Source organism: Pararhizobium sp. LjRoot238 (assembly GCF_964252955.1).
GTDB lineage: Bacteria > Pseudomonadota > Alphaproteobacteria > Rhizobiales > Rhizobiaceae > Pararhizobium.
The window spans coordinates 322,735-348,667 of sequence record NZ_CAXUPP020000001.1 but is presented as its reverse complement, the minus strand read 5'-3'; the positions used below and the strand labels follow the sequence as shown (position 1 = coordinate 348,667).

Annotated in this window: 21 protein-coding genes; 14 read left to right on the top strand and 7 right to left on the bottom strand. The window is 60.9% G+C overall.

Features of this window, described 5'->3' with window-relative positions; genetic code table 11:
* Positions 1–108 precede the first annotated feature (108 nt).
* Together ACSQ3F_RS01845 and ACSQ3F_RS01840 are read left to right on the top strand one after the other, a co-directional pair.
* Entirely contained in the window at positions 109–1,845 is a 1,737-nt protein-coding gene (locus ACSQ3F_RS01845) for a response regulator (RefSeq protein WP_436098651.1), read from the top strand.
* 199 nt (positions 1,846–2,044) lie between these two features.
* Positions 2,045–3,406, top strand: a complete 1,362-nt coding sequence (locus ACSQ3F_RS01840; RefSeq protein WP_436098650.1) for a putative bifunctional diguanylate cyclase/phosphodiesterase — start codon at positions 2,045–2,047, stop codon at positions 3,404–3,406.
* Here the strand turns inward: ACSQ3F_RS01840 and ACSQ3F_RS01835 are convergent.
* Positions 3,370–4,344, bottom strand: coding sequence for a LysR substrate-binding domain-containing protein (locus ACSQ3F_RS01835; RefSeq protein ID WP_436098649.1), 975 nt, complete (start codon positions 4,342–4,344; stop codon positions 3,370–3,372). The genes ACSQ3F_RS01840 and ACSQ3F_RS01835 overlap by 37 nt on opposite strands.
* Before the next feature lie 103 nt (positions 4,345–4,447).
* Here ACSQ3F_RS01835 and ACSQ3F_RS01830 point away from each other — a divergent pair, with 103 nt between their 5' ends.
* Positions 4,448–5,998: a trimethylamine methyltransferase family protein gene (locus ACSQ3F_RS01830; protein ID WP_436098648.1), complete on the top strand. Its 1,551-nt coding sequence runs from the start codon at positions 4,448–4,450 to the stop codon at positions 5,996–5,998.
* Between the two features lie 30 nt (positions 5,999–6,028).
* Positions 6,029–8,077 (top strand): FAD-dependent oxidoreductase, encoded by a 2,049-nt coding sequence (locus ACSQ3F_RS01825; RefSeq protein WP_436098647.1) that lies wholly within the window; start codon positions 6,029–6,031, stop codon positions 8,075–8,077.
* 58 nt (positions 8,078–8,135) lie between these two features.
* On the opposite strand, the gene ACSQ3F_RS01820 is transcribed toward ACSQ3F_RS01825, so the two are convergent.
* Positions 8,136–8,738, bottom strand: a complete 603-nt coding sequence (locus tag ACSQ3F_RS01820; protein WP_436098646.1) for a PRC-barrel domain-containing protein — start codon at positions 8,736–8,738, stop codon at positions 8,136–8,138.
* A gap of 520 nt (positions 8,739–9,258) precedes the next feature.
* On the opposite strand from ACSQ3F_RS01820, the gene ACSQ3F_RS01815 reads away from it, so the two are divergent.
* The gene (locus ACSQ3F_RS01815; protein WP_436098645.1) at positions 9,259–9,897 is read left to right on the top strand and encodes a VOC family protein; all 639 of its coding nucleotides are present in this window, start codon (positions 9,259–9,261) and stop codon (positions 9,895–9,897) included.
* 232 nt (positions 9,898–10,129) lie between these two features.
* Here ACSQ3F_RS01815 and ACSQ3F_RS01810 read toward each other — a convergent pair whose 3' ends face one another.
* The 5 genes from ACSQ3F_RS01810 to ACSQ3F_RS01790 all read right to left on the bottom strand — a co-directional run bounded on the left by ACSQ3F_RS01810 (position 10,130) and on the right by ACSQ3F_RS01790 (position 15,169).
* Positions 10,130–11,857, bottom strand: coding sequence for an IlvD/Edd family dehydratase (locus ACSQ3F_RS01810; RefSeq protein WP_436098644.1), 1,728 nt, complete (start codon positions 11,855–11,857; stop codon positions 10,130–10,132).
* A 91-nt stretch (positions 11,858–11,948) separates the two neighbouring features.
* Positions 11,949–12,833: an SMP-30/gluconolactonase/LRE family protein gene (locus ACSQ3F_RS01805; protein ID WP_436098643.1), complete on the bottom strand. Its 885-nt coding sequence runs from the start codon at positions 12,831–12,833 to the stop codon at positions 11,949–11,951.
* 2 nt (positions 12,834–12,835) lie between these two features.
* Positions 12,836–13,468: a 2-dehydro-3-deoxy-6-phosphogalactonate aldolase gene (locus tag ACSQ3F_RS01800; protein ID WP_436098642.1), complete on the bottom strand. Its 633-nt coding sequence runs from the start codon at positions 13,466–13,468 to the stop codon at positions 12,836–12,838.
* 13 nt (positions 13,469–13,481) lie between these two features.
* Positions 13,482–14,399: a 2-dehydro-3-deoxygalactonokinase gene (locus ACSQ3F_RS01795; protein WP_436098641.1), complete on the bottom strand. Its 918-nt coding sequence runs from the start codon at positions 14,397–14,399 to the stop codon at positions 13,482–13,484.
* Positions 14,399–15,169, bottom strand: coding sequence for an SDR family NAD(P)-dependent oxidoreductase (locus ACSQ3F_RS01790; RefSeq protein ID WP_436098640.1), 771 nt, complete (start codon positions 15,167–15,169; stop codon positions 14,399–14,401). The genes ACSQ3F_RS01795 and ACSQ3F_RS01790 overlap by 1 nt, the downstream gene beginning before the upstream one ends.
* A gap of 165 nt (positions 15,170–15,334) precedes the next feature.
* Between ACSQ3F_RS01790 and ACSQ3F_RS01785 the strand changes: the two genes are divergently transcribed.
* From ACSQ3F_RS01785 to ACSQ3F_RS01745, 9 genes are all read left to right on the top strand, one after another.
* Positions 15,335–16,141 (top strand): IclR family transcriptional regulator, encoded by an 807-nt coding sequence (locus tag ACSQ3F_RS01785; protein WP_436098639.1) that lies wholly within the window; start codon positions 15,335–15,337, stop codon positions 16,139–16,141.
* A 214-nt stretch (positions 16,142–16,355) separates the two neighbouring features.
* Positions 16,356–17,096: a helix-turn-helix transcriptional regulator gene (locus tag ACSQ3F_RS01780; RefSeq protein ID WP_436098638.1), complete on the top strand. Its 741-nt coding sequence runs from the start codon at positions 16,356–16,358 to the stop codon at positions 17,094–17,096.
* 114 nt (positions 17,097–17,210) lie between these two features.
* Positions 17,211–17,966 carry a helix-turn-helix transcriptional regulator gene (locus ACSQ3F_RS01775; protein WP_436098637.1) on the top strand — a complete coding sequence of 252 codons (756 nt, stop codon included), beginning with the start codon at positions 17,211–17,213 and terminating at the stop codon, positions 17,964–17,966.
* A 546-nt stretch (positions 17,967–18,512) separates the two neighbouring features.
* Positions 18,513–19,691, top strand: coding sequence for an iron-sulfur cluster carrier protein ApbC (gene apbC, locus ACSQ3F_RS01770; protein ID WP_436098636.1), 1,179 nt, complete (start codon positions 18,513–18,515; stop codon positions 19,689–19,691).
* 418 nt (positions 19,692–20,109) lie between these two features.
* On the top strand, positions 20,110–21,087 hold the full coding sequence (locus tag ACSQ3F_RS01765) for a magnesium transporter CorA family protein (RefSeq protein WP_436098635.1): 978 nt from the start codon (positions 20,110–20,112) through the stop codon (positions 21,085–21,087).
* A 17-nt stretch (positions 21,088–21,104) separates the two neighbouring features.
* Complete coding sequence (locus tag ACSQ3F_RS01760) at positions 21,105–23,006, top strand: potassium transporter Kup (RefSeq protein ID WP_436098634.1); 1,902 nt, start codon at positions 21,105–21,107, stop codon at positions 23,004–23,006.
* A gap of 267 nt (positions 23,007–23,273) precedes the next feature.
* Positions 23,274–24,428 (top strand): cell wall hydrolase, encoded by a 1,155-nt coding sequence (locus ACSQ3F_RS01755; protein WP_436098633.1) that lies wholly within the window; start codon positions 23,274–23,276, stop codon positions 24,426–24,428.
* A gap of 294 nt (positions 24,429–24,722) precedes the next feature.
* Complete coding sequence (locus tag ACSQ3F_RS01750; RefSeq protein ID WP_436098632.1) at positions 24,723–25,088, top strand: AtpZ/AtpI family protein; 366 nt, start codon at positions 24,723–24,725, stop codon at positions 25,086–25,088.
* Between the two features lie 62 nt (positions 25,089–25,150).
* Positions 25,151–25,912 (top strand): F0F1 ATP synthase subunit A, encoded by a 762-nt coding sequence (locus tag ACSQ3F_RS01745; RefSeq protein WP_436098631.1) that lies wholly within the window; start codon positions 25,151–25,153, stop codon positions 25,910–25,912.
* The last annotated feature ends 21 nt before the right edge of the window (positions 25,913–25,933 follow it).

Genomic DNA, 25,933 nt, shown 5'->3' with positions numbered 1-25,933 from the left:
GGCGCAGCTGGCCGCCCAAGGCTTTCATCCCAAATACGGCCCACAAAGAGGCACGTTCGTCAGCATGTCCGGAAAAAGAAGCCGCCAAGGTTATATGAGGGCTATGTAATGATTGATGTAGCGTCTTTCGGCGCGAACATCCAGAAATCGGTGCTCGAAGCGACGTCTGACGCGCTCGGCCTGGCTATTCTTGTCTGCGACAAGAACGACGAGATCATTTTTGCAAGCCGACCCATCCTTCAGTTCTATCCCATCCCGGCGCAGTTCCTGGAAACCGGAACGCGGCTCAAGGATTTCCTCGGCGCCATCTTCGATTCCGGCGTCCGCAACGGCACCGCGCCGGAAACGAGCCGCAGGCATGCCAATCGCGACGAATGGATTTCGGAGCATCTTTCCCACCATTGGCGCGAGCGCTTCGAAGCGGTGGAGCGCATCGGCCGCCACCGCTGGATCAGCCTGCGTAAGCGGCGACTCTCCAACGGCCTCGGCATCGTCTGGATCAGCGATGTCTCCGAGCAGAAAAAGCGCGAAGAGCAGATGCAGCTCGATCTCGAACGGGTCGAGCTGACCGAGGGCATCCTCGATTGCCTGCCCAATCCGATCTGCGTGAAAGACCGCAACTTGAACTATGTGGCCGTCAACAAGGCATTCTGCGCCATCCACGGCATGACGGCCGATGCCATCCTCGGGCGCTCCGTCTGGGACCTGCTGGAACCGGAACTTGCCGAAAAATTCGAGCGCTCCGACCGCGCGACGCTGGAAAGCGGAGACATCCATTCCTTGCCCGAGCAGATTGTCCAGGCCGACGGAGAGGATCTCTGGGTCGTCACCTGCAAGTTCCGCGTCGGCGGCCCGGGAAAATATCTGCTCGTCACCTGCATGAACGATGTGACCGATCTCGTCGTCGGTTACAACGACCTTGACAGCGTCGCGTCAGGTCGGTCACCGCTGGAAGTCAGGGATTACAGCGCCTTTACCCCGGCCCAGAATTGCTACGACCCGTTCCGATCGATCGATATGCAGCACCTCGTCGAAGCCGGTGCGATCATCGAGCCGATTTCCGCGATCAGGCACCGGGTGCTGCTGATGACCCCGACGGCTGCTCTCGAGCAGAACCTTGTCCCGCAATTGCGCCGATGGGGCCTCGATGCATGTGCGGTCAGAAACAAAGCGGAACTCACAGCGTTCAGGGACGTTTGCGCGGCGCGCGGTATTGAGATTGCAGCACTGATCGTCGACGGCGCGATGGCTGGGGCGCAGGACGTCATCGCCAACTGGAAGGCATCGCCATCCTTGCAGCTGGCAAGGAATTGGAAGGCATCCGAGCTGCGCGCAAGCATCCTTGCGCTTTGCGGCGAAGGATCGGGCGGTGGTGCTGCGGATGGGGCCGGTGCCCCGGCCGATTGGGACATCATCGTGCCGGATATCGGGCTTGCCGCCAGGCTTGTGCCGGAAGTCGAAGTCGTGGTCGCCGAAGACAACGAAATCAACCAGTTCGTCTTTGCCCAGATCCTTGAAGGCCTCGGCATATCCTACCGCATCGCGGCCAATGGCGAGGAGGCTGTGCGGCTCTGGCAGCAATACCGGCCGAATCTCGTCCTGATGGATGTTTCCATGCCGGTCATGAACGGCTTCGATGCGGCGCGAGCGATCCGCGCGGCTGAAAAATCGGCCGCCTTCCAAACGCCGATCATCGCCGTGACGTCCCAGGCGCTCGATATCGATATCGAACAGAGCAAAGCGGCGGGCATGGACGATCACATCACCAAGCCGATCAGTCCGGACATGATAGAGGCCGTCTACCGCAAGTTCGTGGTCACCAGACCCGAACGTATGGCAGGCTGAAGTCCGTACCCGGTTCGAGCAGGCATGAATGACCGGGGAAGGGAGGGCGCAGGACAGATTTTACCGATATTCGGTGTCAACTCCCAAGAATTGGGGAGGGCACTGTGGAAACTGGTCAGTCGATGCTTTCGAAATCTTAACCCTCGCTGTCCATCGTCTATTCCTGACAATGCCTTAGAGCCAATCCCGGGAATGCGATATGAATTCTGCTGAAACATCGTCTCAGCACATAAACCAGAATGATCTGCATGCCATGGCCTACACCGATCCGCTGACCGGTCTTGGCAATTCATACAGGCTGCGCGACAAGGTGCGCCAGATCGCCGCCGACCGCGCCAGCGACCCCGCGCCCTTTACCATCGGCCTTGCCAATCTCGACGGGTTCAAGCCGATCAACGATCTCTTCGGGCCGCATGCCGGCGATGAAATCCTCTGCCAGGTCGCCAACCGGCTGCTCGCCTGCGTTCCCGATGGTGCGACCGTCATTCGCGCCGGTGGCGACGAGTTCGCCTTCGTGCTGCCGCTGGTGTTCGAGCGCAAGGCCGCCGAGAAGGTCGGCAACATGCTGAAGGAGGTGCTGTCGGCCCCTTTCGATCTCGGCGAGCGCAACGTCCGTCTGTCTGCCTCCTTCGGTTTTGCCGTCTATCCCTTCGCCGGCGAGGAATTCGAGGATCTCTTGAAGAGCGCCGACACGGCGCTTTATCGCTCGAAGCGCCGCGGCCGCGGACAGATCACCGTCTATTCCCAGGAAATCGCCCAGGAGATGAAGCGCGCGACGCAACTCGAGCAGGCGCTGCGCAACGCCATCATCGCCGATGAGGTCGATGTGCATTTCCAGCCGATTGTCAATCTGAAGACGGACACGGTGGTCGGTTTCGAGGCTTTGGCGCGCTGGTGCGATCCGGATCTCGGCTACGTTTCTCCGGCCGTCTTCGTGCCGCTCGCCGAAGAGCGCGGCTTCATCGATGCCCTCTCGGAAACGCTGCTGCGCAAGGCAGCCGAGACCGCACTGCAGTGGCCGAAGGAACTCTTCCTGTCGTTCAACCTGTCTTCGGCGCAACTGATGGACCCGTCGACAAGTGCCAACGTGTTGGCGATCATCAATCGCGTCGGCCTCGACCCTCGTCGCCTGGAGCTGGAAATCACCGAAACCGCCGTGATGACCGATGCCGACGTGGCTCAGAAGATCGTCACTGAACTCAGGGCCGCCGGCGTGCGCATTTCGCTCGATGATTTCGGCACCGGGCAATCCAGCCTCGGCCGCCTGCGCGATTTCTCCTTCGACAAGGTCAAGGTCGACCGCGCCTTCGTCTCGCGCATCGCCGCCGACCGCGCGTCGGAACATATCGTCAAGGCGATCATCGCCATGTGCGACGGTCTCAATCTCGAAGTGGTTGCCGAGGGCATCGAGGATTTGGCCGAAGCATCGAAGCTGAAGGGTCTCGGCTGCGGCATGGGGCAGGGATATTTCTATGGAAAACCCGCCGACTCGGTGACGACTCTCCGCTATCTCGCGGAAAAATATCAGGAACCCACGCCGACGATGTCCGTCGCCATCTGAGGCCTGCCGCCTTCGCTGTCCAGCATTTCCCGGCCCCCTTCCGCAAGGAGCCAGTCGCGCACCCGCCGGGCCTGGTGGTTGAGTTCGCGCGAGCGCGGCCAGACCACGTAGAACGCCAGATCCGTCTTCAGCACATGATTGCCGACCGGGATAAGCGCGCCTGAGCGAACCTGCCGCTCGATCAGATGGTTCCAGCCGAGCGCGATGCCTTCGCCGGCAAGCACCGCCTGGATGACGAGCACATAGTCGTTGAGCGTCAACCGCCTCGACTGGGCCGGATAGGATACCCCGGCGCTGGCAAACCACTCCTGCCAGCTATAGGCGCGCCTGACCGGCTCTTCCAGATGGATCAGCGGGTGTTTCAAAAGGTCGGCGGGACGCTGCGGCATGCCGTGAGCCTCGACGAAGGCGGGCGACGCCACGGCGCTGATCACCTCCGGCGCAAGCAGGGCCGTATGATAGCGCGGCCAGTTTGCCGGATCGCCGCCGCCGCGCACGCCGAGCGGGATCGGCTCTTCCTCCAGATCGAGATCGCGCACGCTGGTCTGGATCCTGAGGTCGATTTCGGGCAGGTCCTCGCGCAGCTTCGTCAGCCGCGGCAGCATCCACATCGAGGCGAATGCGGTCGAGGCGGCAAGCGTCACATTGCTCTCGCGCCGCTTCGCGCGGATATCCTCGGCCGACTTCTGAATCCGCGACAGACCAAGCGATACGTCGGCATGGAACTTCTCTCCGGCTTCCGTCAATTGCACGGCACGGTGAACCCGGTGAAACAGCGGCACGCCAAGCTGGTCTTCAAGGCCGCGAATGGCATAGGAGACGGCGGCCTGCGTCATTGCCAACTCATTGGCGGCGCGGGTGAAATTCTGGTGGCGGCCGGCCGCCTCGAAGACGATCAGGCTGGAAGCGGAGGGGAGCAGGCGGCGCAGGGTTTCCATAAATTCAGCTTATATCATGTGTTGAATTTTTCCAGCGTTACAATGGCCTTTTTCACCAGTAGCCTCGACTGAGACAATGGAAGGCAGCCGGGGGAGGCAACGGATGGAAACGCTCGTGGCAGAAGCAGAACCGGCAAGACGCACACGCCCGGCGCGCCCGGCCCGGCGCGACAATGCGGCAAAGATTGCGGGCGTTCCCTACATCGTCCGCAACATTCCGACCTACGATATCCTGGGTGAGGAAAATCTCGTCAAGATCGAGCGCGTTGCCGACCGGATCCTGTCTGAGGTCGGTATCGAGTTTCGCGACGATCCGGCATCGCTCGACCATTGGAAGCGGGCAGGCGCCAAGGTCGAAGGCGTGCTCGTGCGCTTCGAGCCGGGCATGCTGAACGAGATCGTTTCGACCGCGCCTTCGCAGTTCACCCAGCATGCGCGCAACCCGACCCGCAACGTCGAGATCGGCGGCAGCAACGTCGTCTTTTCCCCGGCCTACGGCTCGCCCTTCGTGATGGATCTCGACAAGGGCCGCCGCTACGGCACGCTGGAGGATTTTCGCAATTTCATCAAGCTCGCCCAATCGAGCCCCTGGCTGCACCATTCCGGCGGCACGATCTGCGAGCCGGTCGATGTGCCGGTCAACAAGCGCCATCTCGATATGGTCTACAGCCATATCAAATATTCCGACCGCGCCTTCATGGGCTCGATTACGGCCGAGGACCGCGCGGAGGATTCCATCGACATGGCGCGCCTCGTTTTCGGCCGCGATTTCGTCGATCGTCACTGCGTGATCCTCGGCAACGTCAACGTCAACTCGCCGCTCGTCTGGGACGGGACGATGACGAAGTCGTTGCGCGCCTACGCCCGCGCCAACCAGGCCGCGGTCATCGTGCCGTTCATCCTCGGCGGCGCCATGGGGCCGGTCACCAATGCGGGCGCGATCGCGCAATCCTATGCCGAAACGTTGGCCGGCTGTGCGCTGACGCAGCTCGAACGGAAGGGCGCGCCGGTCATTTTCGGCAACTTCCTCTCCTCGATGTCATTGCGCTCGGGCTCGCCCACCTTCGGTACCCCGGAACCCGCCATCGGCTCGATGGTGATCGGGCAACTCGCGCGCCGGCTGAAGCTGCCGCTGCGCTGCGCCGGCAACTTCTCCAACTCCAAGCGGCCGGATGCGCAAGCGATGCAGGAAGGTGTCATGTCGATGATGTCGGCGGTGCATTGCGGCGCCAATTTCATTCTGCATTCGGCCGGCTTCCTCGATGGCTTGCTTGCCATGTCCTACGAGAAATTCGTCATGGACACGGATTTCTGCGGCGCTCTGCATTCCTATCTCGCGGGCGTCGTTGTCGATGACAACTCGCTTGCTATGGATGCCTTCCTGCAAGTCGGTCCGGGCAGCCACTTCCTCGGCTGCGATCATACGATGCGCAACTACCAGACGGCCTTCTGGGATTCGGCGCTCTCGGACAACGAGCCCTTCGAGAAGTGGAGCGAAGAGGGCGGCTCGACCGACATGGCGACGCGCGCCAACAGGCGCTGGAAAAAGACGCTCGCCGAATACGAAGCGCCGCCTCTGGACGTGGCAATCGACGAGGCGCTGACGGATTATATGGCGAGACGCAAGAACAGCATGGCCGATGCGTGGTATTAAGCCTGGCATAAATCCTCCCAGGGAAACAGAATGACCCCTACGAAAGACCCGCTGCTCCAGCCGTACCAGTTGAAGCACCTGACGCTGAAAAACCGGATCATGTCGACCGCGCATGAGCCTGCCTATTCCGAAGACGGCATGCCGAAGGACCGCTACCGGCTTTACCATGTCGAAAAGGCCAAGGGCGGCATTGCGCTGACGATGACGGCGGGCTCGGCGATCGTCTCGGAGGATTCGCCGCCTGCCTTCGGCAATCTCTATGCCTATTCCGACGAGATCGTGCCCTGGCTGAAGAAGATCACCGAGGACTGTCACGAGCACGGCGCCGCGGTGATGATCCAACTGACCCATCTCGGCCGCCGCACCGGCTGGAACAAGGGTGACTGGCTGCCGGTTCTCAGTGCCTCGCCGGTTCGAGAGGCGGCGCACCGCACCTTTCCCAAGGAGATCGAGGACTGGGATATCGAGCGTATCATCGGCGACTATGCAAGTGCTGCGCAACGCATGCAGGCGGCGGGTCTCGATGGCATCGAGATCGAGGCTTATGGCCACCTGATGGACGGCTTCTGGTCACCGGCGACCAATCACCGTGACGATGACTATGGCGGCTCGCTTGAAAACCGCATGCGCTTCTCGAACATGGTGCTGGACGCCGTGCGCAAGGCCGTCGGTCCGGATTTCATCGTCGGCATCCGCATGGTGGCCGACGAGCAATGGGACATCGGCCTTTCGAAGGAGGAGGGCGTCGAGATCGCCAGACGGCTCGCCGGTTCCGGCAGGGTCGATTTCCTCAATATCATCCGCGGCCATATCGATCACGACGCGCATCTGACCAATGTCATCCCGATCCAGGGCATGGCGTCAGCGCCGCATCTGGACTTCGCAGGCGAGGTCCGCGCGGCGACGAAATTCCCGGTCTTCCACGCAGCCCGCATCGCCGATGTTGCCACCGCCCGCCATGCGATCGCCGAGGGCAAGCTCGACATGGTCGGCATGACCCGCGCCCATATCGCCGATCCGCACATCGTCAAGAAGATCATCGAGGGCCGCGAAAGCCAGATCCGTCCTTGCGTCGGCGCGACCTACTGTCTCGACCGTATCTATGAGGGCGGCGGCGCGCTCTGTATTCACAATGCGGCGACGGGCCGCGAGGCGACCATTCCGCATGTGATCTCGAAAACGACCGGGCCCATTCGCAAAGCCGTCGTCGTCGGCGCGGGACCGGCCGGACTGGAAGCGGCGCGGGTGCTTGCCGAGCGCGGGCATTCCGTCGAAGTTCTGGAGGCGACCGGAGACGCCGGCGGGCAAATTCTTCTCGCAGCCCGCAATCCACGCCGCAGGGAAATGATCGGCATCGTCGATTGGCGCCTGTCCGAACTCGAACGGCTCGGCGTTCCCGTCCGCTACAATGTCTTTGCCGAGGCAAGCGATGTCCTCGAACGCAAGCCCGATCTGGTCGTGATCGCCACCGGCGGCATTGCGCAGAATCCGGTTCTTGAGGCGGGTGATGAGTTGGTGGTCTCGAGTTGGGATATCATCGCCGGTGCGATCAAGCCCGAGGGGCCGGTCCTGCTCTACGACGATAATGGAGCGCACACCGGGATGACGGCGGCGGAAATGATCGCGGCAACCGGAGCCGAATTGGAAATCGTCTCGCCCGAACGCATGTTTGCGCCGGAAATCGGCGGCATGAACCATGTGCCCTATGCCAAGGCCTTTGCCGAGAAGAATGTCCGGGTGACAATCAACACGCGGCTGAAGTCGGTCCGCCGCGAGGGCAACCAGTTGGTGGCCGTGCTTGGATCGGATTTTTCGGAAACTGCCTCGGTCGAGCGGCGCGTCGCGCAGGTCGTGGTCGAGCACGGGACTCTGCCGATGGCCGATCTCTATCTTGAGCTGAAACCGCTGTCGCGCAATCTGGGCGCGGTGGATTACAAGGCGCTGATCCGTCAGGAAAACCCGATCCGGGTGCGAAATCCGGACGGGGCGTTCGATCTGTTTCGCATCGGTGATGCTGTGGCCAGCCGCAACATTCACGCCGGCATCTATGATGCGCTGCGCTATGGCGTCTTGTTTTGAATGCTGAAACGGCGGCACTCGCGCGTCGCCGTTTCATGTGATCAAACCGTAAGCCCGATTAGTTGTTGGTCGCGGGCTGTTCAACTGGCAAGTCCGTTGCCGGCGCCGTGGACGACGTGGTGGTCGTATCGACCGGGGCATTGACATTCTGCTCCGCTACCAGCTGCGCCTTGGTCTTGAATTCAGGCGCGGCCTGCAGCGTGTCGGCAGTTTCCTGCGTGGTCAGCTTCAGATCGGCGGAATTCGGAACCTCGGTAACCGTGATGGTGTCGAGCGGCACGGCGACGTTCTTTTCGCCGATGCCAAGGAAGCCGCCAACGCCGATCACGGCGGCCTCAACCGAGCCGTCCTTGGTAAAGATCACGTCGTTGATCTCGCCGACGCTCTCATCGGCAGCGTTGTAGACCGGCTGGCCGATATAGGTGCTGGCGGCGATCTGGCCCTCAGCCTGCTCGGTCAGGTAACCGGAGCCTGAGGCAGGTGCCTGCGCTGCCTGATCTATAGGCTTTTTCATCGCGTCGGCCGGCTGTTCGCTGGTCATCGGCTGGGTTTCCATGGTCTGCGGCTGGGTGGTGTCCTGTGCGAAGCCGAGTGGCGCAAAAGCGGTTACGCCTGCAAAAAGTGCGCCTGCGGCGACGGAAGCTACGAGTTTCCTGGTCATGTCAAACCTACCTTTTCGTTCTTTGTCGATCAGGGCGCGGGGTTCAAACGTCTCCGCCGCACCGGTGATATCAAGGAAACGTTCAAGGCGTTGAGTGGTTCCTTAAAAAATATGCAACGCGTGATGGAACTTTTGCGCCGCTCTTTGTCGAACGTGTCGATGCCGGCGCAAACCGATGAGAGGTTGGCGGTCGCAGATTTTGGCTCGGACTGGTTGCGCGTAAAAGAAAACCGAGCGATGCCCCCGGCGTCCTAACTTAAATCGGATTGCGGTAGAGCGCTGGAGGCGCTTTATAACAAGGCGATGCGCGCGGCTTATTTTGCTGAAGATATTTTAATGGGAGAATTTGCCAGCGCGATTGTCGCAAAAGTTTGATTTTGCGGCGTCGCGAAATTCAATCGCAAAACTCTCGCTTTAATCGGGATTTTTGCGACAGCAGCTTTGAGCCCATAGCTGCCCTTGCTTTTCGCGGTAAGTTGGATCGTATGGAATCTCTGGACAGCATTGGAGTTCGCCGCACTTGCTGAAGCTTGACCACCTCACCGTGATAGCCCCAACGCTGATCGAAGGGGTTTCGCACGTCCAAAATTGCCTCGACCTCGACGTGCCTTTCGGGACTCGTCACGACTACATGGGCACCCACAATCACCGGCTTCAGCTTGGAAACTCTGTTTATCTGGAGATCGTAGCCCTCGACCCGGAGGGAATAGAGCCTGGCCGGCCTCGTTGGTTCGGTCTCGACAATCAGGAAAAAGTCAGATCGGACTGGAATGAAGGTCGTCGCCTGCGAGGGTGGGTTGCCAACACGGATGCAATTGATTCCGTTCTTTCAACCCACGGCGCGATCTTCGGCGACAAGGTTCCTCTTCCGACCGTGAACCCGACTTTCGCTTTCACCATCCCCAAGGATGGCTCGCTTCCCCTGGACGGCGTGGCCCCCTCGATCATCGACCACCGAGGCGACCCCACCTCGATGGCCTCAATTCCTGATCTGGGTGCGCGCCTTCGTTCGCTCACCCTTGAACATCCAGACTCGACCGCCATCGAGGCGCTTTATCGCGAACTCGCCATCGAGCATCCGCCTGTGATCGTCCAGGCCCCCAAAGTCTGTTACCGGGCGCTCATCGAGACACCGACCGGATTGAAAGAGCTGAGCTGACCTGACCCAGAAGCAAGGTCCGCTTTGTCCCGCAAAGCTGCTGTTCAGTCGCAAAAATCCTGACATTCACGACAAGATCGGCATTTCTGAAAAGTCTCGAAAATTTCAGTCGCAAAAGTCCATCGCGAAAGTAGGCCTTTTGCGGTCGACTTTTGCGACAGAAAGCTTCCACATTTAAGTCAGGCGCCGGGCGATGCCCCCGGCTCTCTTCGTGTTCACGCACCTGATCCGATCAGTGGCTTTCGCGGAAGACTTCGCTGCCGCTCGCCCCGACCAGGAAGTCCAAGTCTGCGCCCTTGTCGGCCTGCAGCACGGTGTCGTGGTAGAGCTTGTAGTAGCCGCGCGTCCATTTCTGTTCGGGCGCCTTCCAGGCGGCCATGCGCGCGGCGAACTCTTCGTCGCTGATCAGGAGATTGAGCTCACCCTTCGTCGCATCAAGGTGGATGCGGTCGCCGGTCTTGACGATGGCGAGCGGCCCGCCGGCATTGGCCTCGGGGCTGACATGCAGCACCACGGTGCCGAAGGCCGTGCCGGACATGCGGGCGTCGGAAATGCGGACCATGTCGCGCACGCCCTTTTCGACGAGCCGGCGCGGGATCGGCATGTTGCCGACTTCCGCCATGCCCGGATAACCCTTCGGGCCGCAGCCCTTGAGCACCAGGATCGTGTCCTCCGTCACCGGCAGGTCCGGATCGTCGATCTTCGCCTTCAGGTCCTCGACGGTCTCGAACACATAGGCCGGCCCTTCATGGGTGAGCAGGTGCTCGCTGGCGGCCGACGGCTTGATGACGGAGCCGTTCGGGGCAAGGTTGCCCTTGAGCACGCGGATGCCTGCGGCCTTGCGCAACGGGTTGTCGAGCGGACGAATGACGTCGTCGTTGTAGACTTCGGCATCCTTCCAGTATTCGGAGATCGGCGCGCCCATGACGGTCGGGGCATCGGCATGCATCATGTCCTGGATGCGGTTCATGACGGCGGGCAGGCCGCCGGCATAGGCAAGATCCTCGATGAGATACTTGCCCGACGGCATACAGTTGACGATGCAGGGGATCTGGCCGCCGACGCGGTCGAAATCCTCGAGCGTCAGATCGACACCGGCGCGGCCGGCGATGGCGAGCAGATGTACGACCGCATTGGTCGAACCGCCGACGGCGGCATTGGCGATGATGCCGTTTTCGAAATTCTTCTTGGTCAGCACCTTCGACAGGCGCAGGTCCTCATGCACCATCTGCACGATGCGCTTGCCGGTCATGTGCGAAAGCGCCATGCGGCGGGCGTCGACCGCGGGAAGCGCCGCGTTGGTCGGCAGCGACAGGCCCATCGCCTCGACGACAGACGCCATCGTGGTCGCGGTGCCCATGGTCATGCAGACGCCGGGGGATCGAGACATGCCGCTTTCGGCCGCCATGAATTCCTGCACGCTCATCTTGCCGCCGCGCACGTCCTCGGAGAATTTCCAGACGTCGGTGCCAGAGCCGATATCCTTGCCCTTCCATTTGCCGTTCAGCATCGGGCCGGAGGAAACGACGATGGTCGGCAGGTCGACGGAGGCAGCGCCCATCAACTGGCCGGGCGTGGTCTTGTCGCAGCCGCCGAGCAGCACGACACCGTCGATACCGTAGGCGCGGATCGCTTCCTCGACATCCATGGCGAGCAGGTTGCGGAACAGCATCGCCGTCGGCCGCATCTGCGTTTCGCCGAGCGAGGAAACCGGGAATTCGACCGGAAAGCCGCCGGCTTCCCAGACGCCGCGCTTTACGCCTTCGGCGAGAATGCGCAGATGGCTGTTGCAGGGCGTCAGTTCCGACCAGGTGTTGCAGATGCCGATGATCGGCCGCCCGTCGAAGACGTGATCGGGAAAGCCCTGGTTCTTCATCCACGAACGATGGATGAACCCGTCCTTGTCGGTGCCGCCGTACCAGTGCCGGCTTCTCAGTTCTTTTTTCTTCTCGTCGCTCATCGGAGCACTCCCTTGGGTCAGGCGATCCTTGCATGGCGTCAATTGTATTACTTTTTACCGCGATGCCTGAAACCGGTTCCGCGCGGCAGTTTCAGAGCCGGTAGACGGGTTCGAAACGGCCCTTCACGGCGACACCCAGTTCGAAGGTTTTGCCGGCGTTCGGGTCGGCTTTCAGCGCCTCTTCCGACAGGTTCTGTTTGGCCGATGTCACCAGAAGCCTATCGGCCTTTGCTCCGATGAACGCAGTGCATGTGGTCTGAGTGGCCGGCACGGCATAGCGGGCGATCTTTTCGCCATCGGGCTTATAGACATCAACGGCGCCGGCGCCGTAACGGGCGTTCCAGATCAGCCCATCTGCGTCGCAGACGGACCCGTCAATGCCGCCCGGGCTGCCGGTTTCGTCACTCAGCGTCTTTGCGTCGCCGGTGGGCAGCCCTGTCTCTGGATCGATGTCGACCCGCATCAGGTGGTTGATGGCGGTGTCCGTGAAATAGGCGACGGTGCCGTCCGGGGAGAAGCAGATGCTGTTCGGTATCGTCACGTTCGCGTAAAGCTGAGTCACCTTGCCTCGTGCCACGTGGTATATGGCTCCGGCATCCTTCGCCTCATCGCGTGCCATCGTGCTCACCCAAAGGCTGCCCGAGGGGTGAACACGCCCGTCATTGGAGCGGTTCTTTGCATTGTGTTCAAGGGTTGTCATCAGCGTCAGATTGCCCGTCGCCGTTTCTCGAACGAACAGCCCCTGATCGGATACGATCAATTGCCGGTCCGGATCTATGACCGCAAGCACGCTGCCGAGAAACGGCAACGGATGAACCGATTTCCGGCCGCTCTCCAGATGCAGTTCATGCAACTCCTTGCCCTTGATGTTGAACCACCAGGCCGTGCCGGTGGCCGGGTCGAAGGTCGGACCTTCACCGAGTTCAAGTGCGGCCTCGCATAGAATCTTGCCGGAAAAGGCAATGGTCTCGCTCATCGTCAGGCTCCGTAAACCGCATCATAGGCCTTGATCGTCGTCTGCGCCCGCTTGCTCACTTCGGCGGCGTCCATGCCGGCCTTGTAGAGGCTGGAGCCGAGGCCGAAGCTCTTCACGCCGATCTTGGCGTAGTCGGCGAAATTGGCTTCCGAAACGCCGCCGACGGCGGCGATTTCAAGTTCCGGCGGCAGCACGGCGCGGATCGCCGAAATGCCCGAGGGCCCAAGCACGCTGGCGGGGAAAAACTTGAGCCCGGTCGCCCCGGCATGGGCGGCGGCCAGCGCTTCGGTCGGGGTGAAGACGCCGGGCATGGTGACCATGCCCCGGGCGGCTGCGAGCGCGATCACGTCCGTTTCGACATTGGGGCTCACCATCAGCTTGCCGCCGACGCCATCGAGCCGTTCGACCTGTTCGGTGGTCAGCACGGTGCCCGCGCCGATCAGGCAGCCCGCTGGCGCCATTTTCACGGCGATCTCGATCGACCGGAACGGGTCCGGCGAGTTGAGAGGAATTTCGATGGCGGTGAAACCGGCGCCGATCAGGGCGCCGACGACACCCTGAGTCTCCTCCGGCTTCAGCCCGCGCAGGATGGCGATCAGCGGATACTTCATCGGCGGGAAGGGGATGCGGTGCATGATGTTTCTTTCTTCAGGCAGGCCAGATGGCGTTGGCCGCGGCGGCAAGGCCATGGCGAACGGCTTCATCGGCATCGATGATGACAGGGTTGAGGTCGAGAGCCGACAGGGCGGATTGATAAAGGCCCGCGAGCGCGCCTGAAGCGACAAGACAGACGCCGCTGCCGGGTTTGGCGGTCGAGAGTGCGCCGGCAATTTCAAGGCCGATCAACGTGCCAGACAGCCGCGCCTTGGCGGCCTTAGCGGTCAGGCCGTGCAGCAACTGGCCGCTGCGCACGGTAAACACCAGATTGGTGGCTAGCGCCGGGCTTTTCGCGGCTTTTGTGACTGCGCCCAGAAACTCGGGGTCGTCGGCTTCGAAGGAGCCGCCATCAGCAACTGCGTGACTAAGGATCGAATGCTTGGCAATGACATCGAACAGTTCGCCGGTCATGAAGGTCGAGAACCCATCGACGATCCCGCCGGTGACGCGCACCCATTTGCTGTGCGTGCCGGGCATGCAGACGAGATGGCTGCCGCTTGCGAGCCGCGACAGGGCGCCGAGCAGTTGCGTTTCCTCGCCGCGCATGACATCGGGCACTGCCTCGCTGCGCTGGGCAAGGCCGGGGAGAATGCGGATATCGCGATTGGCGTCGGTCACCGTGACCGCCGCCTTGACGATGCCGGTCAAGGGCGCAGGGGTGTCGAGATAACCCGCTTCGACCCAGCCCTGACGCGCGCCGGCCATGCCACAGATGACCACGGGCAGGTGCGGCGGTGCCGAAACCGCGGCGAGATGCGTTTCGAGGATCGGTGAGAAGCCGGCCTTTGCCGCCGTCGTCATGCCTTCGCCGCTGCGGCGTTCGGCAAGCACTTCGCCGCTCTCGCTGATGATCCACAGGCGGAAGCTCGAGGTCCCCCAGTCCACCGCGGCATAGGATGCTGCCGTCATTAAAATACGCCTCCGTCAATGATCATCGTCTGTGCCGTCATCCGCGCCGAACAGTCGGAGGCAAGATAGAGGCAGGGCCCAACCATATCCTCCGCGACGAGCATGTGCTTGAGGCACTGTTTCTCCAGCATGCCGGCAATTGCGGCGTCGTCTATCCAGAATTTCTTCTGCCGCTCGGTCACCACCATGCCCGGCAGCACCGCATTGACGCGGATGTTCTCCGGCCCGAGCCTGCCGGCAAGCGATTTGGTCAGGCCGACGATGCCGGCCTTGGCCGTCGCATAGGCCGGGATCTCGCCCATGTTGAGCATGAAGGCGATTGACGAGAAATTGATGATCGAACCGCCGCCGACCCGGCGCATATGCGGCACCGCGGCCTGGCTGATGAAGAAGACGTGCCGCAGATTGACGGCCTGGCTTTCATCCCAGCTTGCTTCCGTCACGTCCTCCAGCGGCTGCCGGTCGTCGCGCGCGGCATTGTTGACGAGAACGCTGAGTGAGCCGATCGTTTCAACTGCTTGATCGACGACGGAGGCGAGAGCCTGCGCGTCTCGAAGATCGGCCCGAATGAAAACCGGAGCGTGCGCGACATCGGGTGCGAGCTGCTCCACCAGAGCCCGGCTTTCCCCTTCGGCGATGTCGATGAAGGCGACCCGCGCGCCCTGCCGGGCAAAGCCCTCGACCAGGGCTGCGCCGATGCCCGAGCCGCCGCCGGTGATCAGGACGCCACGACCCCTGAGGTCGTGAAACTGTGCGGCTGGCAAGGCCATCGTGTTTCGCTCTCCCTGATGCGCGCATCCCGAAAACCGGCTTGCAATTGCATCCATATAGTTCCATTATGTGGAACTAGCTCTTATTATTTGGAATTATCGCGCCGCCGCTGATCGCTTGTCAAGATCGCGTCAGCGGCGAACCGGTGAAACGAAACGGAAATCATGGATCGCGAAGGCCTCTCCTCTCCTCCAAGGACTGAGAATAGCGGCACCGGCACGCTGGGCAAGGCTCTTTCCGTGCTTGAAACCGTGGTGACGTCGGACAGGCCGCTTCGGTTCAGCGAAATCCTCGCCTTGTCGGACCAGCCGCGCGGGACCCTGCATCGCCAGCTCTCGCATCTGGTCGAGGAGGGGCTTCTCGTTCAGGGACGCGATCTCTGCTATGAGCCGGGCCTGCGGCTCCTTAAATTCGCCTATCGGTCCTGGTCGAAAAATCAGTTCCGGGCGGTTGCGGCGCCGCATCTGCGCAAGCTGCACGAAGAGACCGGCGAGACGGTTCATTTGGGCGTCCTGCGCGGCACGGAAATCATCTATGTCGACAAGGTCGAGAGCCGTCAGACGGTCCGGATGGAATCTCAGATCGGCAATGCATCACCCGTTTACTGCACCGGGCTTGGCAAGGCGGCGCTTTCCGTGCTGCCGGTGGACAGGCTCGCAGAGACGCTGGATAAGCTGACATTTCATTGCTTTACCGCCAATACACATCTTTCCGTTGCTTCCTTGAAACGTGATCTGGACGAGGCGCGACTGCGCGGCTATGCCTTCGATCGCGAAGAACACGAAACGGAAATTCGCTGTGTTGCCGCTCCTATCCACGATGCCGGTTTCGATCTCGTCGCTGGCATTTCCGTGACGGGCCCGGCTTACCGGGTGACGATGGAACAACTTGAGATCTGGGCCCATCCTGTCCGCCAGGCGGCGATGGCCATTAGTGAGGATGTGGAGGTTCGGCTGGGACCGGGGCGTTAGTTTCGACGTCTATACGGTTAAATTAGGTAAATCGGCTGGACGTAGCGAAAGCGGAGTTGTAGCTTCAACATATCGGATTCGGTGCCTGCTGACGTTCGATTTGCCGCTTCGAAATGGCTTCGCCGGGATCGCCCGGTAAACGAAAGGTGTCAGCGGCAGCGGAATGGGTTCTTGCGAACGTCGAGCCACTGGCTGCGAGTCTGGAAGAGTGAAAATGGTCGATTTCAGGGGGCATCTGTCATCCATCGCGCTCTCCGCCGATCCGCGGATTGCTGGAACAATGACGCGGGAAGCGGATATCCGTCAGGCGCTGGAGCAGGTTACGGACGCCTACGGATTTCACGGTTTTGTGGTCATGGTCGTTCCGGCCAGGAGTTCCAGCAGCCTGTCGGAATCGGTGGTCATGACCAATTGGCCGAAGGATTTCCTGGTCAGCTACGATGCTGCCAGCTTGATGGCCGGCAGCCCGGTCATCAAGCGGCTGCGCCGCAGCACCATTCCATTCACCTATGATACGGAGTTGGATTCACGCCGGCGCCCGGATGGCAAGGGCAATGCCGTGCTAAGCCTGTTCGAACGCGGCCACCTGCGGCGCGGCGTCTATATCCCGGTTCACGATGTGCATGGAACCTGCGGTGCCGTCGGCTTCGGCGGCGATCGCGAAGTGGTCAACGCCGGCGAACTGAAAGAACTGACCTTCGTCGCCGCCTATCTGTTCAGCCGCCTCAGCGAAATAGGGGAAATCCGCAACCGGGCACCCGGAGGCTTGTCGCGCCGCGAGATCGAATGCCTGCACTGGGCTGCAGCAGGCAAGACCACCACCGAAATGGCGAAAATCCTGGATCTCTCCGAATATACCGTCAATCACTATCTGAGCCGGGCAACCCGCAAGCTTGATTCCGTCAATCGTGTGCAGACCGTGGCGAAGGCGATACGCGCCGGACTGATCAACTGAGAAGATATTTATGGATACGAGCAGGAAAACCGGCATGGTGAGTGGGGTGCATTACAGGGGAAGCGGACGACCGGTCGCCACGCAATGCACGCGACGGTGCGGCGGAGACTGTGAATGCGCGATACTCTGATGGCAGAATCGACGGAAAAAGAGCAGCCGCGCGGCGGCGATTTCGCCTCCGAGATTGCTGCGCTGGAAACGCAGTTCGACGCCATCCGCTATATGAAGAGAACGACGCTGGCTTTCGGCTTCAAGACGTTCCTCATCTGCATGGTGCCCTCCTTCGATGCGGAGAAACTGGCCAGCGCCTCCATCCTGTCGAATATGCCGGCAGACCTGATGAGCAAGTACGACAGCATCTCCGTCCTCAAGCACTCCACCGGCATCCGCCGGCTGCGCGAAACCACCACGCCGTTCCAGTTGACGGTCGAGGAGTGGGAGAAGGAATGCGGCAGGCCAGCGCAGACAAACGAATATATCGCGATGCTGCGGGAGCACGGGATCTTCCAGGCCAATTATTTCCCGGTTCACGACGCCGACGGCAGCCGCGCCACTGTCATCTGGATGGGAAAACGCATCGATCTGCCGATGACTGCGATGATGGAACTGCAGATGATCGCCATCCATGTCTATAACCGTCTGACGGAGATCGGTTCGTTCTGGAAGGATCCCAGCGTCGCCCTGTCGGAGCGCGAGATCCAATGCCTCAATTGGACGGCAGCAGGTAAAACCAGCTCGGAGATTGCCGGAATCCTCGGATTGTCCGAGCACACCGTTAATCACTATCTCAACCATGTCAGCAAGAAGCTCGACGCCGTCAACCGTACCCAGGCCGTCGTCAAGGCGATGAAGAAGGGCTTTATCAGTTGAGCTTTTGCGGTGGATGCCGACAGATGCGGGTTGAACAAAAGCTGCGAATATCTGGACTGCGTCAGCAACCATGCCGGCGCGACCGCGTTTACCCCTGCGAATGACAGTTGGGACGAATTCTGACAGGGGCATCTCTTCGCAGATGCCCTTGTCCTAAAATTCGGCAATCCGGCGCCGGCGCAACGCATTTGCACAATAACTATGCGCCCCTGATGCTGCACTGCGGCAGCCTTCGTCTCGAGTCCTTGTAATTCAATGGTTTCTCCAAACTGGCACAGTTCCTGCTTGGTAGAAAGCATGTCCAGAGGGGACTGCAATAATAAAACTGCGCCCATGAAGGTCGCGACAAACAAGGCCGCTTTCAGCCCAAGGTGATCCCGGATGTACGGACACCGCACGGCCGGAAGCGGCCTTTGCTTTTGCAGCTTGTTTTTCTCTGTGACCGCATTGGCGAAACACTCCCGCTCGACTATCTAAATGTCACGCATCACGCGTTGAAATACGCAGCAGGCAAACCAGCCGCGCTGACCGGCGGGAGTGAATGACATGGCAGACGTCACCAAGGAACAGGTCCTCGAGAAGCTGAAAGGCGTGCTCGGGCCGGATATGGACGGCAATATCGTCGATATGGGTCTCGTCTCCGACGTCTTCATCTCCGATTCAAAGGTCTATTTCTCAATCACCGTACCGGCTGAGCGCGCGCGTGAACTCGATCCCCTGCGCGCCGCTGCCGAGCGTGTGGTCAAGGACATCCCCGGCGTCAAAGGCGCCATGGTGGCGCTGACGGCCGACAGGAAGGCCCCGTCATCCTCGGCGCCGGTACAGAGGCCCGCCGCAGCACCGTCGCACTCCGGACATGCCCATGCGGGACCTACGCACGCCGCTCCCGGCCAACGTCCCGCAGCCCCGGCAAAGTCCGGCATCCCCGGTGTCGGCGCGATCATCGCTGTTGCGTCCGGCAAAGGCGGCGTCGGCAAATCGACGACCTCGGTCAACCTGGCTCTGGCGCTGAAAGCCAACGGACTGCGCGTCGGCATTCTCGATGCCGATATCTACGGCCCGTCGATGCCGCGCCTCCTGAAGATTTCCGGCCGTCCGCAGCAGATCGAGGGCCGGATGATCCGGCCGATGGAAAACTACGGCCTGAAGGTCATGTCGATGGGCTTCCTCGTCGACGAGGAGGTCGCAATGATCTGGCGCGGGCCGATGATCCAGTCGGCGCTGCTGCAAATGCTGCGCGAAGTTGCCTGGGGCGAGCTCGACGTGCTCGTTGTCGATATGCCGCCGGGCACCGGCGATGCACAGCTGACCATGGCCCAGCAGGTGCCGCTTGCCGGCGCCGTCATCGTCTCGACGCCGCAGGACCTGGCGCTGGTCGACGCCCGCAAGGGGCTAGCGATGTTCCGCAAGGTCGAGGTGCCGGTGTTCGGCATCGTCGAGAACATGAGCTATTTCATCGCGCCCGATACCGGCAAGCGCTACGACATCTTCGGACATGGCGGCGCCCGCAAGGAGGCCGAGCGCATCGGCGTGCCGTTCCTCGGCGAAGTGCCGCTGACGATAGGCATCCGCGAAACCTCCGACGCCGGCACGCCGGTGGTTGCCTGCGAGCCGGACAGCGAGATTGCCCGGGTCTACCGCGAGATCGCTCGAAAAGTCTGGGATCAGATCTCGGCGCAGAAGGCCGATACGTCGCGGGCCATGCCCAGCATCGTCTTCGAATAGGCGGTTGTCGCCTTCGACCGCCACCTCGCTATGCACGCATTGCATTTCGGAAATGCGTCGCATCCGCGGTGACAATTGACATTCGATCGGGTAGCGTCGTTAAGTCTTTGGGCGACATTGTGGCGCTTTGCCATTTTTCCATTGATTTTGAATGTGCCTTGTTCCATATGCCTCCCCGCATCCGCAAGGCTGTACCAGCGGCGCTGCCCTCCGTCGGGCTCCGCATGACCGTGATGACCGTTTGAGGGTTTGTCGTAAACGACGAGAGTTTCCATATGGACCTGCCGCGCGCAGCTTTGATGCCATACGGCCGGATTTGTCCGGTTCGCCACAGTCCGGCCCTGATTTCCACCCGTTCGCATAATGGAGCGGCGATCGATCGCGCCAGCCTCAATGGCGCGCATGCAAGGGTGGCGGAATGATCACTGCCTATCGTGACAATGGCGAAGCCGTCGTGGTGAGCGCGGTGAAGCCCCCCGCTTCCCTGCCGTCCGATATCGTCTGGATCGATATGCTGCGTCCGGACAAGGCGGAGGATTTTCTGGTCGAAAGTTTTCTCGGCATCGAGGTTCCGACCCGCGAAGACATGAAAGACATCGAACCTTCGAGCCGTCTCTACACGGCCAAGGACGCGGTGTTCATGACTGCATCACTCGTCTGCAAGGCCGACACCGGCCGTCCGGAATTGACGGATGTCGCCTTCGTCCTGGCACGCGGCCTGCTGATCACGGTCCGTTACGAGGAGCCGAAGGCGTTCGATCTGTTTACTGCTGCGATGCATCGCATCCCTGGCGGCTGCGCGACAGGAACGATCCTGGCGACGCGCCTTTTCGAAACCGTCACCGATCGCACGGCGGAGATCCTGGAGATCGCGGTCGCCAAGATCGATGCCTTGTCCTCGCAGGTTTTCGGCGATCGTCCTGTCGGAAAACGCCGCCCGCCCCATTATCTCGAAGCCAGGCTGATGGACGTCGCGTCGCATCACCGGCTGGTGGCAAAGGTGCGTGACAGTCTGGCCTCGCTCTCCCGTGTCCTGACGTTTCTCTATACAGTCCCGTCCGTGCAGGAAAGCAGGGACGCCAAGGAACTCTGCCGCGCCATTTCGCGCGATATCCAGTCCCTGTCGGAACATGCCTCCTTCGTCTCGGGAAACATCACCTTCCTGCTCGATGCCTCTCTCGGGCTGATCAATGTCGAGCAGAATGCGATCATCAAGATTTTCTCGATCGCGGCAGTGGTCTTTCTGCCGCCGACCCTGGTTGCCTCGCTGTACGGCATGAATTTCGATGTCATGCCCGAACTGAAATGGACCCTCGGTTATCCCATGGCTGTCGTTGCCATGGTGATTTCCGCAATTGTCCCCTACTACTTCTTTCGCTGGAAAGGCTGGCTCTAGGAGCCTGAGGAATTCATATGTCCCATTCGGTAGCTCAACCTGCAAGCCGCGATAAGGAATTGCGCAAACTTCTGCTGCTCGCGCTCGGTTCGGTGGGTGTTGTCTACGGCGATATCGGCACAAGCCCGCTCTATGCCTTCCGTGAAGCGTTGCGCCCGGTCGCAGCCGACGGCGTCACCCGCTTCGAGGTGATCGGCTTGATCTCGCTGATGATCTGGACTCTGACGATCATCGTGACGTTGAAATACGTGCTGTTCCTGCTGCGCGCCGACAACCAGGGTGAAGGCGGAACGCTGTCGCTCCTCGCACTCCTGATGAAGGCGGCCAGTGGCCACGCGTCCCGGCTTTTCTTCATGGGGATCGCCGGTGCCGCCCTCTTTATCGGCGATGCGATGATCACGCCGGCACTTTCGGTGCTTTCCGCTGTCGAAGGTCTGAAACTCGTCACGCCCGCACTCACTCCATATGTCGTGCCGATTTCCGTGATTATTCTGGTCGCACTTTTCGCAGTCCAGTCGAAGGGCACCGCAGCCGTATCGAACTTCTTCGGGCCGATCACTCTCATCTGGTTTGCGGTCATGGCGGCCGCCGGCATCGATCACATTCGCGACGATTTCGGCATTCTGGCTGCCTTTAATCCCTACTACGCCGTCTACTTCCTGTTCCATGCCGGCTTTGTTGGCATCGTCGTCCTCGGCGCGGTATTCCTGACGGTGACCGGTGCGGAAGCGCTCTACGCCGACCTTGGCCATTTCGGCCGCAAGCCGATCCAGTGGGCCTGGTTTTGTGTGGTCTTTCCGGCGCTGGCGCTCAACTATCTCGGGCAGGGCGCGCTTGTGCTGAAACATCCGGAAACCATGTCCGATCCGTTCTTCCTGATGTTTCCGGAATGGGCGCTGCTGCCGGTCGTCATTCTCGCCACGGCGGCCACGATCATTGCCAGCCAGGCGGTCATCACCGGCGCATTCTCGCTGACGCGGCAGGCGATCCACCTCGGCTTCCTGCCGCGCATGGCGATCTTCCACACCTCCGAGACCCAGACTGGCCAGATCTATCTTCCCAACGTCAATACGCTGCTTCTGTTCGGCGTCATGACGCTGGTCTTCATGTTCGGCTCGTCGGAATCGCTCGCCACCGCCTATGGTGTCTCCGTCACCGGCGCGATGGTCGTGACGACAATGCTCGCCTTCGAATTCGTTCGTCTGCACTGGCGTTGGCCGCTCTATGTCGCGTGCCTGGTCCTGCTGCCGCTCCTTGCGCTCGAGATCGTGTTCCTCGGTGCAAACCTCCTGAAGATTCACGATGGCGGCTATGTTCCGATACTGATCGCGGTTACTTTCGTGGTCCTCATGTGGACGTGGAAGCGCGGCACCAAGATATTGCACGACAAGACGCGGCATACCGACATTCCGCTCATGTCCTTCGTGAAATCCGTCGAACGCAAGAGCGAGCATGCACCGGTTTCCGTTCCCGGCACCGCCATCTTCCTGACCAGCGATCCGGAATCGACGCCGGCGGCACTGCTGCACAACATCAAGCACAACCATGTGCTTCATGCGCAGAACTTCATCCTGACGATCCGCACCGCCAACGTGCCGATCGTGCCGAAGGACCAGCGTGTCTCGGCCAGCAGCATTTCCGAGCGGTTCAACCTGCTTGAAATGCATTTCGGCTTCATGGAGACGCAGAACGTGTCACAGGCTCTCGGCCTGTTCCGCAAGACCGGCTTGAAGTTCGACATCATGTCGACCTCGTTCTATCTGGGCCGCCGCAAGCTGGTGCCGGACGCGGAATCGGGCATGCCCTACTGGCAGGACAGGCTGTTCATTGCGCTTGCCAACGCCGCGATCGACCCGTCCGACTATTTCCGCCTGCCGGCCAACCGCGTGGTCGAACTGGGTTCGCACGTCATCATCTGACCGGCTGCATCGACGCGAACGCCTCCTGCGGCCAGACGGTTGCGGGAGGCGTTTTCCGTTGCCCCCCCCCAATTCCCGGCGACCGTCATTAACCAAGCATCAAGGTTAATGCTTCATTGTCGAACCATGTTGAAGCGGCAATCGCGCGGTTAAGCGCCGGGGTACCGCTTGTCCGATTCACTTTCGCGGGGAAATGCGTACCGGATCGTTTTGCCGGATGGAACCCTGCGTCTGCCAGTACGTGGAGTACGGTTGGTGCGTAAGAGTATGAAGTTCCGTTTATCGCCCGCGCGCTGGACTGCTCCCCTGATGCTCGGCATCGGTCTTTTCGTCGGCCTCCCGTCGGTCTCGGCCCATTCGGATCTCGCGACCTTTCTCTCCGGCATCAATCGCGGCGGCGAACGCTGGCGCATGTACATGACCCGTTCTCCGGCCGGTTCGCTGCACGAGGTGGAGATGGTGTTCAACGACCCGATCGCCACTGGCGCGATCGCCGATGGGGCTGGGATCGACATGCCGGGCGGCGGGCAGGTGTCGCTGACGGCGGCAGAGAAGCAGGCCGACCCGCGCACGGACGAAGAGCGGGTGAACCGCAAGGACAAGAAAGGCCGCATCGTCGCCGTGGCGCCGGTGACGCCGCCGAAGGATTTTACCGCAGGCTCGATCCTGCAGCGCACCAGTTCACTAACAGACACGCTCTTCGACACCGAGGAGCGCATGGTCTTCTCCAAGCCCAGGATCAAGGGCAAGGAAATCCAGATTGCCACGGCTTTCTACAAGAAGAAGGCGCCGAAGCGGGACCCCGCCATTTCGCCGATGCTGGCAAGCCTGGTGACCAACCAGGCGGCGGACGTGCTGGCGACCGCCTATGCGCCGCCGGAGCCGGACTATGCCCGCCAGTCGCCGTTCGATTCGATCCTGCGCGACGACAAGACCGGCGGCCGGTTCATTCCCGAGATATCGCCGCAAGATCACGCCTGGGCGGCAAACCCGCTGCCGGCATGGGTGTTTTCCGAAGCCGAGCAGAAATGCCTGACCTCGGGCATCTATTTCGAATCCCGCGGCGAATCGGTCAAGGGCCAGGCGGCGGTGGCGCAGGTCATTCTCAACCGTGTCCGCAATCCCGCCTATCCGGATACGATCTGCGCGGTCGTTTACCAGAACAAGGGCTGGTACAATCGCTGCCAGTTCTCGTTTGCCTGCGACCGCATTCCCGATATCGTCTGGTCGCGCTCCCATTGGCAGACAGCCAAGGAGATCGCCCTTGCGGTCACGGCGGGCAAGATCTGGCTTCCGGAAGTCGGCTCCGCCACGCATTACCACGCGACCTATGTGAAGCCCGACTGGGGGCCGACGATGAAACGGGTCTCGAAGATCGGCAAGCACATCTTCTACCGAACCTATGGCGGCGGATGGAGCTGAAATCGTCCGGGATTGGCAATGGTCGGTCAAACTCCGGCCATTCGTCGTTCTCGGGAAGTTCGCAAGCGATTCCCTGCGATTCCCGCTCCGGCTTCCTGAAAAATGTATAAGATATTGTTTTTATGTGATAATATTGTGGCCTGACAAGGGCCTTTGGTGCCTTGACTATAGGGGCACCTAAAACTATGTTGCGGCCGACTTCAAAACGGGCCGAACGGTGGCTTCAAATCCGGCCTTTGTGTGACCTAGCTCGCGGCTTATCGCCGTGAGAGGAAACAAAAGGGAGGGTGCCACATGACGGACAACCGGAAAGAGGGTCTGGAAGATCGGCTGAAACGCCTCGGTGCGGAACTGTCGGAGAAGCGCAAGGAAGATCCGAAGTATGCTGCGGACGAGGCGCGGGCGGCGGAGAACCGCAAGGGCTATCAGGTCGCCGTGAAGCTTTCGAGCGAATTTGTGGCGGCCATCATCGTCGGCGCACTTCTGGGCTATCTTTTGGACCGTTTTGCGGGTACAGGGCCGTGTGGGATGATCATACTTCTCCTCCTTGGTTTCTGTGCCGGTGTGCTGAACGTCCTGCGTTCGGCGGGCATGGTGGCAGCACCCCATCCCGCGGATCAGCCGGGCAAGGGCGGCAACAACAAGAGTGACGGCGCGTAAGCGGCTGTCGCAGAGACAGGGATGTCCGCCGCGTTGGCGGTCCAGAACGAGAGAGAGCGGCTGTGGCAGGCGACAAGGTAGATCCGGTACACCAGTTTGTGGTCAACAAGATCGTTCCGATCGAAATTGGCGGGATTGATTTCTCCTTCACCAACGCATCTCTGTTCATGGTCGTGACGCTCGCCGTCGCAGCCGGCTTCCTCTACTTCACGACGTCGACGCGCAGCCTGGTTCCGGGCCGCATGCAGTCCGTCTCGGAACTGTCCTATGAATTCATCGCCTCCATGCTGCGCGAAGGCGCCGGCTCCCACGGCATGAAATTCTTCCCGATGGTGTTCTCGCTGTTCATGTTCATCCTGACGGCAAACATGCTCGGCATGGTTCCCTATTTTTTCACCATTACCAGCCAGATCATCGTGACCTTTGCGCTTGCGATCTTCGTCATCGGCACGGTTCTGGTCTACGGTTTTTATAAGCACGGCCTTGGCTTCCTCAACGTGTTCGTGCCCGCTGGCGTACCCGGCATTCTTCTGCCACTCGTGATTTCCATCGAAATCATCTCCTTCCTGTCCCGCCCGATCAGCCTTTCCGTTCGTCTCTTCGCGAACATGCTGGCAGGTCACATCACGCTGAAGGTGTTCGCAGGCTTCGTCGCCTCGCTCGGAACCCTCGGCGCGTTGGGTATCGGAGGGGCGGTTCTGCCGCTCATCATGACCGTGGCCCTTACGGGCCTCGAATTCCTCGTCGCCTTCCTCCAGGCCTATGTCTTTGCGGTGCTAACATGCATGTACCTCAACGACGCAGTGCATCCGGGTGGCCACTAAGGAATAAAGTCGTGGGCTTTC

Bases quoted from the DNA above. Each gene is read 5' to 3' on its own strand.
- ACSQ3F_RS01845 (WP_436098651.1), top strand. From the start codon at position 109: ATGATTGATGTAGCGTCTTTCGGCGCGAACATCCAGAAATCGGTGCTC.
- ACSQ3F_RS01840 (WP_436098650.1), top strand. From the start codon at position 2,045: ATGAATTCTGCTGAAACATCGTCTCAGCACATAAACCAGAATGATCTG.
- ACSQ3F_RS01835 (WP_436098649.1), bottom strand. From the start codon at position 4,344: ATGGAAACCCTGCGCCGCCTGCTCCCCTCCGCTTCCAGCCTGATCGTC.
- ACSQ3F_RS01830 (WP_436098648.1), top strand. From the start codon at position 4,448: ATGGAAACGCTCGTGGCAGAAGCAGAACCGGCAAGACGCACACGCCCG.
- ACSQ3F_RS01825 (WP_436098647.1), top strand. From the start codon at position 6,029: ATGACCCCTACGAAAGACCCGCTGCTCCAGCCGTACCAGTTGAAGCAC.
- ACSQ3F_RS01820 (WP_436098646.1), bottom strand. From the start codon at position 8,738: ATGACCAGGAAACTCGTAGCTTCCGTCGCCGCAGGCGCACTTTTTGCA.
- ACSQ3F_RS01810 (WP_436098644.1), bottom strand. From the start codon at position 11,857: ATGAGCGACGAGAAGAAAAAAGAACTGAGAAGCCGGCACTGGTACGGC.
- ACSQ3F_RS01805 (WP_436098643.1), bottom strand. From the start codon at position 12,833: ATGAGCGAGACCATTGCCTTTTCCGGCAAGATTCTATGCGAGGCCGCA.
- ACSQ3F_RS01800 (WP_436098642.1), bottom strand. From the start codon at position 13,468: ATGCACCGCATCCCCTTCCCGCCGATGAAGTATCCGCTGATCGCCATC.
- ACSQ3F_RS01795 (WP_436098641.1), bottom strand. From the start codon at position 14,399: ATGACGGCAGCATCCTATGCCGCGGTGGACTGGGGGACCTCGAGCTTC.
- ACSQ3F_RS01790 (WP_436098640.1), bottom strand. From the start codon at position 15,169: ATGGCCTTGCCAGCCGCACAGTTTCACGACCTCAGGGGTCGTGGCGTC.
- ACSQ3F_RS01785 (WP_436098639.1), top strand. From the start codon at position 15,335: ATGGATCGCGAAGGCCTCTCCTCTCCTCCAAGGACTGAGAATAGCGGC.
- ACSQ3F_RS01780 (WP_436098638.1), top strand. From the start codon at position 16,356: ATGGTCGATTTCAGGGGGCATCTGTCATCCATCGCGCTCTCCGCCGAT.
- ACSQ3F_RS01775 (WP_436098637.1), top strand. From the start codon at position 17,211: ATGCGCGATACTCTGATGGCAGAATCGACGGAAAAAGAGCAGCCGCGC.
- apbC (WP_436098636.1), top strand. From the start codon at position 18,513: ATGGCAGACGTCACCAAGGAACAGGTCCTCGAGAAGCTGAAAGGCGTG.
- ACSQ3F_RS01765 (WP_436098635.1), top strand. From the start codon at position 20,110: ATGATCACTGCCTATCGTGACAATGGCGAAGCCGTCGTGGTGAGCGCG.
- ACSQ3F_RS01760 (WP_436098634.1), top strand. From the start codon at position 21,105: ATGTCCCATTCGGTAGCTCAACCTGCAAGCCGCGATAAGGAATTGCGC.
- ACSQ3F_RS01755 (WP_436098633.1), top strand. From the start codon at position 23,274: ATGAAGTTCCGTTTATCGCCCGCGCGCTGGACTGCTCCCCTGATGCTC.
- ACSQ3F_RS01750 (WP_436098632.1), top strand. From the start codon at position 24,723: ATGACGGACAACCGGAAAGAGGGTCTGGAAGATCGGCTGAAACGCCTC.